Origin of the sequence: Phyllobacterium sp. SB3, from assembly GCF_040009165.1 — a bacterium.
Taxonomy (GTDB): domain Bacteria; phylum Pseudomonadota; class Alphaproteobacteria; order Rhizobiales; family Rhizobiaceae; genus Phyllobacterium.
In genome coordinates this window covers 88,146-100,149 of record NZ_JBDYKI010000014.1, presented here as the reverse complement: position 1 = coordinate 100,149, position 12,004 = coordinate 88,146, and the positions used below count along the sequence as shown (strand labels likewise).

General features: G+C 53.2%; 10 protein-coding genes. 8 read left to right on the top strand and 2 right to left on the bottom strand.

All coding sequences use genetic code 11. From position 1 onward, the window contains the following. Window positions 1–639: 639 nt before the first annotated feature. A complete protein-coding gene (locus ABKW30_RS28600; protein ID WP_348602364.1) occupies window positions 640–954 on the bottom strand; it encodes a hypothetical protein in 315 nt (104 codons plus the stop codon). 17 nt (window positions 955–971) lie between these two features. Next, window positions 972–1,148: a hypothetical protein gene (locus ABKW30_RS28595; protein WP_348602363.1), complete on the bottom strand. Its 177-nt coding sequence runs from the start codon at window positions 1,146–1,148 to the stop codon at window positions 972–974. 366 nt (window positions 1,149–1,514) lie between these two features. Between ABKW30_RS28595 and ABKW30_RS28590 the strand changes: the two genes are divergently transcribed. From ABKW30_RS28590 to ABKW30_RS28555, 8 genes are all read left to right on the top strand, one after another. Continuing rightward, entirely contained in the window at window positions 1,515–2,474 is a 960-nt protein-coding gene (locus ABKW30_RS28590) for a substrate-binding domain-containing protein (protein ID WP_348602362.1), read from the top strand. 74 nt (window positions 2,475–2,548) lie between these two features. Further along, a complete protein-coding gene (locus ABKW30_RS28585) occupies window positions 2,549–3,571 on the top strand; it encodes a galactitol-1-phosphate 5-dehydrogenase (protein ID WP_348602361.1) in 1,023 nt (340 codons plus the stop codon). Between the two features lie 25 nt (window positions 3,572–3,596). Next, window positions 3,597–5,114 carry an FGGY-family carbohydrate kinase gene (locus ABKW30_RS28580; RefSeq protein ID WP_348602360.1) on the top strand — a complete coding sequence of 506 codons (1,518 nt, stop codon included), beginning with the start codon at window positions 3,597–3,599 and terminating at the stop codon, window positions 5,112–5,114. After that, window positions 5,111–6,106, top strand: coding sequence for a sugar-binding transcriptional regulator (locus ABKW30_RS28575; RefSeq protein WP_348602359.1), 996 nt, complete (start codon window positions 5,111–5,113; stop codon window positions 6,104–6,106). The genes ABKW30_RS28580 and ABKW30_RS28575 overlap by 4 nt, the downstream gene beginning before the upstream one ends. Next, a complete protein-coding gene (locus ABKW30_RS28570; RefSeq protein ID WP_348602358.1) occupies window positions 6,096–7,586 on the top strand; it encodes a sugar ABC transporter ATP-binding protein in 1,491 nt (496 codons plus the stop codon). The genes ABKW30_RS28575 and ABKW30_RS28570 overlap by 11 nt, the downstream gene beginning before the upstream one ends. Further along, window positions 7,579–8,586, top strand: coding sequence for an ABC transporter permease (locus ABKW30_RS28565; RefSeq protein ID WP_348602357.1), 1,008 nt, complete (start codon window positions 7,579–7,581; stop codon window positions 8,584–8,586). The genes ABKW30_RS28570 and ABKW30_RS28565 overlap by 8 nt, the downstream gene beginning before the upstream one ends. A 41-nt stretch (window positions 8,587–8,627) precedes the next feature. Beyond that, a complete protein-coding gene (deoC, locus tag ABKW30_RS28560; RefSeq protein WP_348602367.1) occupies window positions 8,628–9,587 on the top strand; it encodes a deoxyribose-phosphate aldolase in 960 nt (319 codons plus the stop codon). Window positions 9,588–9,597: 10 nt separating this feature from the next. Then, window positions 9,598–11,994, top strand: coding sequence for an aldehyde dehydrogenase family protein (locus tag ABKW30_RS28555; protein ID WP_348602356.1), 2,397 nt, complete (start codon window positions 9,598–9,600; stop codon window positions 11,992–11,994). Window positions 11,995–12,004 lie beyond the last annotated feature (10 nt).

Below are 12,004 nucleotides of genomic sequence, written 5' to 3'. Positions count from 1 at the left end.
AAACCAACCTTTCAAAACGCAAATATCGTCGGCGCAAAGCTTCGCTTTCCTGACGATGGTAGCTCGTCGTTCGCAAGCTCACCATAACCTGAAGGTCACAGGTTCAAATCCTGTCCCCGCAACCAAAACCCCCCAAAATCCCCAAAGCAACCACGCATAAAGCAGTATAATCACACCAGGGCGTATATCTCACACCCTGAACCGCCCCCCGCAATACCGCCGAGCGCTCCGCCGCAAAGGCTGAAGTCACAAGCCGTTCAAAGGCCAACCACAAAATCAGCAATCTCAATAGCCCGCCAGACAGCATCCCCCCAATTCAACGGGCCAGTTCATCGTCCGGACAAAATAAACCCACTTCCAGGCAACGCCCCACTGCAGCGCCACTCGCAAACCCTGACAAAGCACTCAGCTAACAATAGTCTGCAATGGCAAAGCTGGATAAGAAGCCTGCGCATGGGCTAAAAACGCAATGGGAAAACCGCACCAGAAATCACATCCCCAAAAACTATCGCAGTTAACGCTTCAGCTTCTCAGCTCAACAAGCTGAAGATCGGCCACCGACCGCAAAAATCATGCCGCACAACTCATTCTCAAGCAGAATCCGAAAAGATAAATCAGCTAAGCAACCCGTTTGAAATCTCAAAAAAACCAGCTTCCCACACAGCGATAAATCTCAAACAGCATAAACGCGGCATAAAACATCAGAAAGGCTTGGTGCTGCCAATTCTTGAAAACTTGCTGTGATCGTATCGATAGCGGTGATGTAGAGGTCGCGGCATTCCAAGCAGTAAGTATTTTCTGCAACGGGAGATAATACGCTTCCGCATCGGAACCCAACATCGCCACGAGCTGAAGGTAGAACGTGAAACTGGCAATAGGCGTTGTGCTGACCATGCTTGCCGGTAAACAAGTCGACGTTTTTGCCTCACTCTGGCTTGCAGCAAGTGTAAACATCGCAACCAAGTTCCACCTCATATCAAAACAACCAGGAAATAAACCCGGTTATAATTCTGATTATAGGCAAATACTTGTAATACCCGTGAGGTAGCCATCCATTGCTGCTTTAGCGGGTCGATACTGCCCGTCATGGCACTGGCGACATGGATAAAGGCACTGCCTTCGGCAAATGATCCCGCTGCACCAGCCATATCCCTCCGTATTCCCACACAAAATCGGGTGGAGCGACAGAGAAACTGCAAATTCAATGACGTGAGGTGAAGCGCTGACCGGGGGTAGCTAGTCTACAATTCCAGAAATATTTCGCCACGGTAGTGCTTCTGAGACTGACCACAAACTTCGAGCCTATCTCAATCGCGTAGCTCCGCGCTCAAATCGCACCTCATCACACAAATGGAAAGTCATGCTCGTAATTTGCTGCGAGGCGTTGACACATGAACAGGCATCTGATTATTTAACAATACAAATGAGCAATAATTGCACTTTTGTTGTTATCAAAAAGAGTCCTGGGGAGGAAAACCATGCTCAGCCGTCGCCGCTTCCTATTAAAGTCAATTATGAGTGCTTCCATATTCACTCTTGCATTGGGTATTGCGATGCCAGTTTCATCTGCCTTCGCGGAAGGTTTGAAAATTGGCTTTAGCCAAGTAACGTTGCAGTCGCCATTTTATGTTCAGCTGAAAACCGGAGCGGAAGCCGCCGCCAAGGCAGACGGAGATACATTGGTATTTCTTGATGCAAACGGTGATGTCAGCAAACAGAACAACGATATCCAGGATCTGATCACGCAGGGCGTTAATGCGCTGATTATCAATCCTGTTAATCCGGATGCAGTAGTGCCGTCACTTGAAGCTGCTGTCGCTGCCGGTATCCCAGTGATCACAGTAGATCGGAGCGTAAATGGTACCGGTGTTACCGCGCATGTTGGCCGAGACAACAAGAAGATGGGCCAGTTGGTTGGTGAAGCTGTCGTTGCGCGTTTGAAATCGGATGGTGTCGAGAAAGCAAAGATTATCGAAATTCAGGGTGATGCCGGCGGTGCCGTCATGATGGATCGCCGTGACGGATTCCACGCCGCGCTGGAAGGTTCTGGCCATACAATCGTTGAAGGCCCTTATGCGGAATACATCCGCGCCAATGCGGTAACGGCGATGCAAGATCTGTTGCAGGCTAATCCCGATGTAAAAGTCGTCTATGCCCACAATGACGATATGGCTCTTGGCGCATTACAAGTACTCAAGGAAAATAACAGGAACGATGTTCTTGTTGCCGGAGTGGATGGTCTCTCCGAAGCGCTGACAATTATCGCCGATGGTGGCAATTATATCGGTTCCGCACTTAACGATCCGAAATACCTTGGGGATGTGACAATTCAGGTAGCACGCGAGGCAGCTGCCAAGAAGGAAGTAGCGAAATTTGTCGATGCAGGTTCGACGCTTGTAACCTCCAAGAATGTTGCCGATTTTCCCCGAGAGGGACTTTTTGCGGAATACCGTCCGAAAGTTCTAGGCCAGTAATTGCCCTCCCAAGGCCTGACGGGGCAGGGCACATCCTGCCCCGCAAATTCTTCATTAATTCCAAGGATTGCCAGATGCGCGCTGCCGTACTTTATGCCCCCGGAGATATTCGCCTCGAAGATGTTCCGGTTCCACAATTGCTTCCCGGTCATGTAAAGGTACGGGTCGCAGCCGTTGGGGTTTGTGGGTCGGATATGCCGCGCATGCTGACCAAGGGTGCTCATAAGATGCCTTTGATCTGTGGGCATGAATTCTCCGGGCATATCACTGAAGTCGGCGAAGGCGTCGAGGGCTTTGATGTAGGCGAGTTGGTTGCTATTCCACCAATGTTGCCGTGCTACAAATGCGATCAGTGTCAGCAAGGGCAGTTTTCCCGCTGTCGCGACTATGATTACTTTGGCTCACGCCGGGATGGTGCCTATGCGGAATATGTGTGTGTACCTGTTTCCAATCTGCTCAAGACACCAAAGGATATAGATCCACGTGCGGTCGCCATGACAGATCCGGCCTCAATTGCACTTCATGCAATCTGGAAAGCCGGGGGCATCACGATGGGGCAGCGTGGCGGCGTCATTGGTTGTGGTCCAATTGGACTTTTTGCTATCCAATGGATGCGGTTAATGGGGGCCAGCGAGGTCATTGCCATTGACGTTTCAGAAGAAAAGTTGGCGATGGCACGGCGGGCCGGCGCCAAACACACGTTCCTTTCAGGTTCGGATATTCCGACTGATTTGCTTTGCGACACCATTGTCGAAGCGGCAGGCCATCCTTCGTCAGTCAATATGGCAGTGAAGATGGCGGCGCCGAGCGGCCACGTGGTTTTCATAGGCATACCGGTTGGCGAAGTGCCGCTTGAGAACAAGACGTTCCAGCATTTTCTCCGACAGGAAATCTCACTTCATGGTTCCTGGAACTCCTTTGGTGCGCCTTATCCAGGGCGCCAGTGGACTGTTACATTGGATAAGCTCGGTTCTGGCGAACTCGAATGGGAGTTCATGATCACCCATGATCTTGACCTTGCCGAATTGCCGGGCATGTTCGAAAAGTTCCGCACCGATAAATCAATGTTCTTCTCCAAAGTAATGTTCCGTCCATAATGAGACGTAACGGGAGGATGCAGAAATGACATTGGTTCTGAACTTCGATCTTGGCACGGGAGGTGTCAGGGCTGGAGTTTACGATGTAGAGGGCAGGTCAATGCTCTCCATGTCGGAATCCAGTTACGGTACAATCTATCCGCGTGCAGGTTGGGCTGAGCAGCAGGCTGAAGAGTGGTGGGTTGCGGTGCTGACAGCCGGGCGCGAAGCCGTTGAGCGCTGCGGATCAGGCGACATAGCCGCCGTCTGTGTCGCCACCACCGCCTCGTCTGTCGTGATCTGCGACAGGGAAAGCAAACCACTTTACCCGGCCATTCTCTGGATGGATTGCCGGGCGAGTGAGGAAGCTCGTATTACGGAAAAAATAAATCATCCGGTGATGAACTATAGCGGTGGCGGTGATGCTGCCGAATGGCTGGTGCCGAAGGCCATGTGGCTGTCCTCCAATGAGCCTGCGATTTTTGAGAAAGCGGACATCATCTGCGAGGCCTTGGATTTCATCAATTTCCGGCTATGTGGTGAGTGGGCCGGCTCGCGCATGAACGCCGCGTGCAAGTGGAATTATGATTCCAGCAATGGCAGTTTTGTACCCGAAATTTACGAGGCGCTCGGAATTTCCGGATTGCAGAAGAAATTGCCACAACGCATCGTCCCGGTCGGAGATGTGATTGGTAGTATACAACCAGAAGTTGCTACGGCGCTTGGCATTAACGGGCGGGCGATTGTCGCACAAGGTGGGATCGACGCACATATAGGCGTGCTTGGAGCGGGTACCGTTGCAGCGGGCGGGATGCTTATTATTGGTGGAACCTCAGTGGTTCACCTGACGCATCTTAAAGAGCAGGCGGACGTGAGCGGTTTCTGGGGGCCCTATCCGAATGCGTTGGTTGAGGGCTTGTGGCTTGTCGAGGCCGGGCAGGTTTCAGCTGGTTCGATCCTGAATTGGTTCAGCCAGAAACTCTTCGGACTTGATGAAGAGGGGCATGCCGAATTGATCCGCCAAGCCAGCACTTCTGCGCGTAATTCCGGACTTTTGACGCTCGACTACTGGATGGGTAACCGTACTCCATATCGGGATGCCGATTTACGTGGTGCAGTACTTGGCCTGTCACTGGGTCATGATCGCGCCGATGTATATGCTTCGGCGGTAGATTCTATTGCACTGGGATCAGCCAATGTGGTCGGAGTTCTTGAGGATCGCGGCGTCCATGTCGAAAGGATCGTCCTCGCGGGGGGCATATGCAAGAATCCGTTGTGGCTGCAGGCAACTGTCGACGCGTTGCAACGACCCGTGAACGTTGCCCATGGAGATAATCTATCGCTGATTGGCACAGCGGTTTGTTCAGCCCATGCGTTAGGTCTGTTTCCGGATCTGATCAGTGCCTCGGAAGCCTGCGCCGCACCCACAAAAGAATTGCTGCCTGATCCCCAGCGGGCAGAACGCTATCGCGACGCGATGGAACTTTATAGAAGTGCAACGGAATCATTGACGCCGGTGCTCCATGCCTTGAGCGCCCGGCAAAGGGCAGGAGCCGAACGATGAACGATGCACGTCTGACACCATCCGTAAGATTGCCCTCCGACGAGCAGCGCGAGCACCTTATGGTTCGTGTTGCCAAGCTGTATTATGATCTTGATAAGACCCAGAGCGAGATTGCAAAGGAACTTGGCCTGACCCGATGGCAGGTCGGCCGGTTGATGACAGAGGCAAAGGAACTTGGTGTTGTACGTATCGAGATAACGCCGCGTGCGTATCGCAGGACCGAGCTGGAAGTGCGGCTGCAGCAGGAGTTCGGTCTACGAGATGCAATCGTTGTCCCGTCCGGTGGCACAACCGATTCCGCGCTGCTTATGGAAAGTGTAGCCCAAGCCGCTGCTCGATATTTGACTGGGCTCAACCCCAAAGCCGAACTCATTGGTGTATCCTGGGGCCGCACAATGTCCGCTGTGGCTCGTTTCCTACCGAACAATTGGAACCCGGGTGTGCATGTGGTGCTGGTCAATGGTGCTACCAACTTGCGCTCCACCGTGACACATACCAGCGCAGTGGCGGAAGAATTCGCCAAAGCTGGCAATGGCACAGCAACGTTGCTTCCCGTTCCGGCTATTGTCGGAAAAAAGAGTACGCGGGAGGTTCTGGAAGAAGATCCGATCATTGAACGGGTGCTAACCTTAGCCATGCAAGCCGATATCGTTTGCTTCGGCATGGGTGGGATTACGCATGAGTCCGTTCTTTTAAGTTCGGGGTATCTCGACGAAGCAGACATAGATCGTCTTAAGGATGCCGGTGCTGTCGGCGATATTCTAGGGCGGTTCGTCGATAAGGATGGGAAGATTGTTGATGCGGCCATTGACGACCGGACTGTCGGCATGCGCTTGGAGCCTCTCAAAAGTAAGCAATGGTCCATAGGTGTCGTTGCAGGGGAAGAAAAACTCAAGATTGCGACGTCAGTTCTAAAGGCTGGCTATGTCTCGGTCATCGTCACCGATGAAGCCACAGCGCGTTATGCACTAGGGATCGGCGATGACACGTAATGTGCTGAAAGTTGAGAACGTCTCGAAGACGTTCCTGCCAAATATTATAGCGCTGGAATCCGCGTCACTGGATGTGGCGGCTGGTGAAGTCCATTGCCTGCTTGGCGCAAATGGAGCCGGGAAATCAACGCTTCTGAAAATAATAGCGGGCGCTTTCCGGCCAACTGGGGGACAGCTGTTGCTGGATGGAAATCCGGTGGAATTACGCAATCCCGCCGAGGCATCACACCTTGGCATTTCAATGATCTATCAGGAACTTGATCTGGTGCCGCAGTTGACCGTCGAGCAAAACCTGTTTCTGGGTCATATACCCGGCAGATTCGGCTTGATAGACCGCAATGCAAGGCGCAAACGTGCGAGCGAAGCGTTGAAGCGCGTAGGTGCCAATTTTGAGCCGGATGCTCGTGTCGAGACTCTGTCTGTTGCCAATCAGCAGCTGACTGCGATTGCCCGCTCACTTACCATGGATGCAAAGATCATCATCATGGACGAGCCCTCGGCATCGCTCAACGAAACAGAGTTGAAGAGCGTATTCGAAGTTATCAGAGATCTGGTGAGGCAGGGCGTTGCAATTGTCTATGTCAGCCACCGGCTTGGTGAACTCCGCGAAATTGGAGATCGGGTTACGGTATTGCGCGGTGGCAAGACTATCGGCACTTACAATATCGCCGATACGAGTGATGAAGAGCTCATTACCGCAATCATTGGCAAAGAGCGATCACTGATTGAACGCAAGGTTCGCAAGCCAGTAACCGGCAAAGTGGCTCTTCAGGTTAAGCAATTGCGCGGGGCGGAAGGGCTGAATATTTCCGGGCTCGACGTGCGTTGGGGTGAGGTGGTTGGTCTGACAGGCCTCAACGGTTCGGGGCGGACATCTTTCCTTAAGGCATTGTTCGGTGCTCATCATTTTGATGGCGAAATCGTTCTGGAAGAAAAGGCATTCCATCCACGTCACCCGGCAGATTCCATCCGGCGTGGCATTGGCCTTGTTCCCGAAAACCGCAAGACGGAGGGCTTGATACTCCATGCGCCGATCTACAAGAATGCAACTCTGCCCTCGATGCGCCAAAGCTGGCTAACGCGACACTCATTGCAAAAACAGCGCACAACGCCCGTCCTTCAAAGTCTTTCCACCAAGTACGGGAAACCGGAGCAGGCTGTTGTTCAACTTTCCGGCGGCAACCAGCAGAAGGTTGTTCTGGCAAAGTGGATCATCAACGGCGCGCGCGTACTTTTGCTCGATGAGCCAAGCCGAGGACTTGATATCGGAGCTAAAGCCGATCTCTACAATCTTGTCGACAAACTGGCAGAAGGCGGTGCTGCAGTAATCGTGGCGAGCAGCGAGCTGGAAGAACTTTATGCCGCCTGCGATGCTATCTGGGTCTTCCACGAAGGGCGGAATATCGGCCGCTACGATCCTTCTGTCACCGACCGCGATACAATCCTGCGGGCTACAATATTGGGTGAACATCATGTCTAAAACTGCGGTATCAGCCGCTCAAGCGCCTTCACCGGCGTTGGGTAAGCGGATCGTCGATCTAGGGATCGAGTACAACTTCATCGTTATCTTTCTTGCCGTGGTCGTGGTTGCGACCACGCTTTCGGATAATTTTCTGACCTTCACCAATATCGCCAATCTGTTCCAGCAAGCCGCTGTAGTTGGTGTTGTGGCAGTCGGCATGACCTTTGTCATTCTGACAGGTAATATTGACCTCTCGGTGGGCAGTATTGTCGCGTTATGCGGAATGCTGGTCGCTGTGCTTATGTCAAATGGCGTCGACCCTTTCATCGCTGTTGCAATCACCGTTTTGGCGGGAACTGCATGCGGGGCAGCGATGGGGGCAACAAGCGCCTTGGCGCAGGTTCCCAGCTTTATCGTGACGCTTGCCGGACTCGTTTCGTTTCGCGGCATTACTTATCTTCTGACTGACGGTGTACCTGTCAGCGGACTTCCAAAGGGGTTTGCTGCCATAGGGTCCACCATGGTGCCAATCTTACCGGGCTTTGCCATCTCATCCATGGGCCTGATTTTTATCGGCTTATGTATTCTAGCAGGGTTGGTGCTGCGCCTTACGGTTTTTGGTGAGTATGTTTTTGCCACAGGTGGCAATCCTGAAGCTGCGAGGCTTTCGGGCTTGCCAACCCGCTTGATTGTTACGTCCGTATTCGCTGTATCCGGATTTATGGCCGCGCTCGGCGGAATACTTTTGACGTCCCGTTTGCGCATAGGCCAGCCGACGGCTGCGCAAGGGCTTGAGCTTGATGCCATCGCAGCAGTGGTTCTCGGGGGCACTAGTCTTTTTGGCGGACGCGGTGGTGTTCTCGGCACGTTCTTTGCCGTAATGTTACTTCAGGTACTTCGGAATATATTCAATCTTCTGGGGTTGGGCTCGTTCTATCAGATGACTGTTACGGGTATCATTATCGTTGCAGCCATTTTGCTCAACCGCTTCATAGATCACAGGAAGGGTCGTGGATGAACACGCAAGATTTATCGGTTGCCAAGGGTACGCACCTGGCAGTGCAGAAAGCTCATGCGCGCAACACCGGCACTGAGCTGAAACCCGAATGGTTCGAGGACATTGCCGTCAATCGTTCTGCAACGGAGCGTCGTGCCGCCACTCTGACAACACGCCGGACTGTAAAGAAAGAGTATCAGGCGGCTTGGCTTGTGAAGGCAATCACCTGCATCGACCTGACGACGCTTGCCGGTGATGATACGGCTGGACGGGTTCAGCGGCTTTGTGCGAAAGCCAAGCGCCCCGTTCGTGCGGATATTCTCGCGGCGCTTGGTCTGGCAGATGCTAATATAACAACGGGTGCCGTCTGCGTTTATCCAACTATGGTGAGACATGCGGTCAAGGCTTTGCAGGGAACCAGCATCCCGGTAGCTTCGGTTGCAACAGGCTTCCCAGCTGGGTTGACGCCATTGCCTCAGCGCCTTGCGGAAATTAAGTATGCAGTTGGCGAAGGTGCCAAGGAAATTGATATTGTCATCAACCGAGAGCAGGTTTTGACGCAGAACTGGTCCGAGCTTTACGACGAAATCGTTCAGATGCGGGAGGCGTCGGGAGATGCTCACCTCAAAGCAATTCTTGCTACGGGTGATCTTAACACGCTACGCAATGTCTATCGTGCTTCGATGGTCGCGATGCAGGCCGGGGCTGACTTCATCAAGACATCAACCGGCAAGGAAGAGGTCAATGCGACATTGCCGGTTAGCCTTGTCATGCTGCGGGCTTTACGTGATTTCGGCGAATATTCCGGTCAGATTGTTGGCTTCAAGCCGGCGGGCGGGATGAAAACTGCCAAGGATGCCATGAATTGGCTGATCCTGATGAAGGAGGAACTCGGGCTTCCCTGGTTGCAGCCGGATCTTTTCCGCCTTGGGGCAAGTTCGATGCTTGGCGATATCGAACGGCAGCTCGAACATTATGTGACCGGTCGCTATGCCGCGTCTTCGCGCCACGCGCTCGCTTAAGGAAACGAACATGGGACAGATCAAGGATATTCTTCGCACCATGGAATATGGCCCGGCACCTGAAAGCAACACTGACGTTCAAGTTTGGCTCGATGCCAACAGCCAAGGTTTCGGCCATTTCATCAATGGTAAGTTCACCGGTGTTGAAGGACGTGAACTCATTACCGTGAGCAATCCTGCCAACGGCTCTGTACTCGGCAAAGTTGTCCATGGCAACGCGGCTGATGTCGATGCGGCGGTGAAAGCCGCACGTACGGCATTCGGCAAATGGTCCGTACTGTCGGGACATGAACGCGCTAAATATCTCTATGCGATTGCGCGGCACATCCAGAAGCGCGAGCGTTTTTTCTCAGTGCTTGAGACAATGGATAATGGCAAGCCGATCCGCGAGACACGGGACATAGACATACCACTCGTTGCCCGTCACTTCTATCATCATGCCGGTTGGGCTGAGATGGTGGAGACTGAATTCGAAGGTTATTCACCGGTGGGCGTCTGTGGACAGGTGATCCCATGGAACTTCCCGCTGCTTATGTTGGCATGGAAGATCGCTCCGGCACTCGCCGCCGGTAATACTGTTGTCCTGAAGCCTGCTGAATTGACGCCTCTAACGGCCATTGCCTTTGCCGAAGTCTGCCATGAGGTCGGCTTGCCTGCAGGCGTCGTCAATATCGTCCATGGCGATGGTAAAACAGGGGCAGCGATTTGCGGACACAAAGATGTCGATAAGGTCGCTTTCACCGGCTCGACCGAGGTTGGACGTATCATTCGTGAACAGATTGCGGGTTCGGAAAAGAAACTTTCTCTGGAGCTTGGTGGTAAATCGCCTTTTATTGTCTTCGAAGATGCGGATATTGATGGCGCGGTTGAGGGGGTTGTCGACGCGATCTGGTTCAATCAGGGTGAAGTATGTTGCGCGGGTTCGCGTATCCTTGTGCAGGAAGGTATTGCCGAGCGCTTCTACAACAAGCTGCGCAAACGCATGGAAACCTTGCGGGTCGGCGATCCACTGGACAAGACAATGGATATTGGTGCGCTGGTTTCAGCAGGTCAGTTGAAGCGCGTTACCTCGCTGGTTGAACAGGGTAAGACTGAAGGCGGCACTCTTTGGCAAGCTCCCGTGACACTCCCTACCAAGGGTAATTTCTTTGCTCCGGGCTTCTTTACCGATGTTGATCCGGCGTCGACTGTTTGCGAGATAGAAATATTCGGCCCAGTCGCGACCGCGACCACGTTCCGTACGCCGGATGAGGCAATCGCTCTGGCCAACAATACGAAATATGGCCTCGCAGCGTCGATCTGGTCAGAAAATATCAATCTGGCACTTGATATGGCTGCACGCGTAAAAGCCGGTGTTGTCTGGATCAATTCGACCAATCTTCTTGATGCTGGCGCGGGCTTTGGCGGCTATCGCGAATCCGGTTTCGGTAGGGAAGGCGGACGTGAAGGCCTCTACGAATATCTGGCTGCAGATTGGGAAAAGCGCCTGCCATTGGCCAAAGTCGAACAGCCCCTGAAGCTCTCTGCTGCTCCTGACGGTGACGCAAAGGTCGTGGCGAACGGTTCAATTGACCGCACAGCCAAAAATTATGTTGGCGGTAAGCAGGCACGCCCGGATGGTGGTTATTCCTATTCCGTGATGGGCAAGGGTGGACAAGTAATTGGCCAGGCTGGTATCGGCAACCGCAAAGACATCCGCAATGCGGTTGAAGCGGCAGCCAAAGCCGGTGGATGGGGTGGCGCGACTGCACACAACCGTGCCCAGGTCCTATATTATCTCGGTGAAAACCTCGATGCACGTCGTGCAGAGTTTGAAGCGCTGCTAGTTGAAAGCACAGGTGTTTCGACAAAGGCTGCGGCAGAGGAGGTCGACGCAACGCTGCGTCGTATATTCTATTACGCTGCGCAGGCCGATAAGTATGATGGTGCCGTACATGCGACCAAGTCGCGTCATGTGACGCTGGCGATGAACGAGCCTTTCGGTATCGTCGGCATTCTCTGCCCGGATGAAAACCCGCTCCTGTCCTTTGTTTCGCTGGTGCTTCCTGCCATTGCGATGGGTAATCGTGTGGTGACAGTTCCATCGACACGGCACCCTTTACTTGCAACGAGTCTCTATCAGGTGCTGGACACATCCGATGTACCCGGCGGTGTGGTCAATATCATTACTGGGGAACGTGATGTCCTTGCCAAAACCTTGGCGGAGCATGATGAAGTTGATGCGATCTGGTATGTCGGTTCCAAGGAGGGCAGTGCCATGGTCGAGCGGGCTTCGTGTGGTAACCTGAAGACGACATGGGTCAGCAATGGCCGTCAGCGCGACTGGCTTGGAAATCGCACACAAGGCAAAGAATATTTGCGCCGCGCTGTACAGGTAAAGAATATCTGGGTGCCTTACGGCGAGTAAAAACCTGTCA

Bases quoted from the DNA above. Each gene is read 5' to 3' on its own strand.
- ABKW30_RS28600 (WP_348602364.1), bottom strand. From the start codon at position 954: ATGTTTACACTTGCTGCAAGCCAGAGTGAGGCAAAAACGTCGACTTGT.
- ABKW30_RS28595 (WP_348602363.1), bottom strand. From the start codon at position 1,148: ATGGCTGGTGCAGCGGGATCATTTGCCGAAGGCAGTGCCTTTATCCAT.
- ABKW30_RS28590 (WP_348602362.1), top strand. From the start codon at position 1,515: ATGAGTGCTTCCATATTCACTCTTGCATTGGGTATTGCGATGCCAGTT.
- ABKW30_RS28585 (WP_348602361.1), top strand. From the start codon at position 2,549: ATGCGCGCTGCCGTACTTTATGCCCCCGGAGATATTCGCCTCGAAGAT.
- ABKW30_RS28580 (WP_348602360.1), top strand. From the start codon at position 3,597: ATGACATTGGTTCTGAACTTCGATCTTGGCACGGGAGGTGTCAGGGCT.
- ABKW30_RS28575 (WP_348602359.1), top strand. From the start codon at position 5,111: ATGAACGATGCACGTCTGACACCATCCGTAAGATTGCCCTCCGACGAG.
- ABKW30_RS28570 (WP_348602358.1), top strand. From the start codon at position 6,096: ATGACACGTAATGTGCTGAAAGTTGAGAACGTCTCGAAGACGTTCCTG.
- ABKW30_RS28565 (WP_348602357.1), top strand. From the start codon at position 7,579: ATGTCTAAAACTGCGGTATCAGCCGCTCAAGCGCCTTCACCGGCGTTG.
- ABKW30_RS28555 (WP_348602356.1), top strand. From the start codon at position 9,598: ATGGGACAGATCAAGGATATTCTTCGCACCATGGAATATGGCCCGGCA.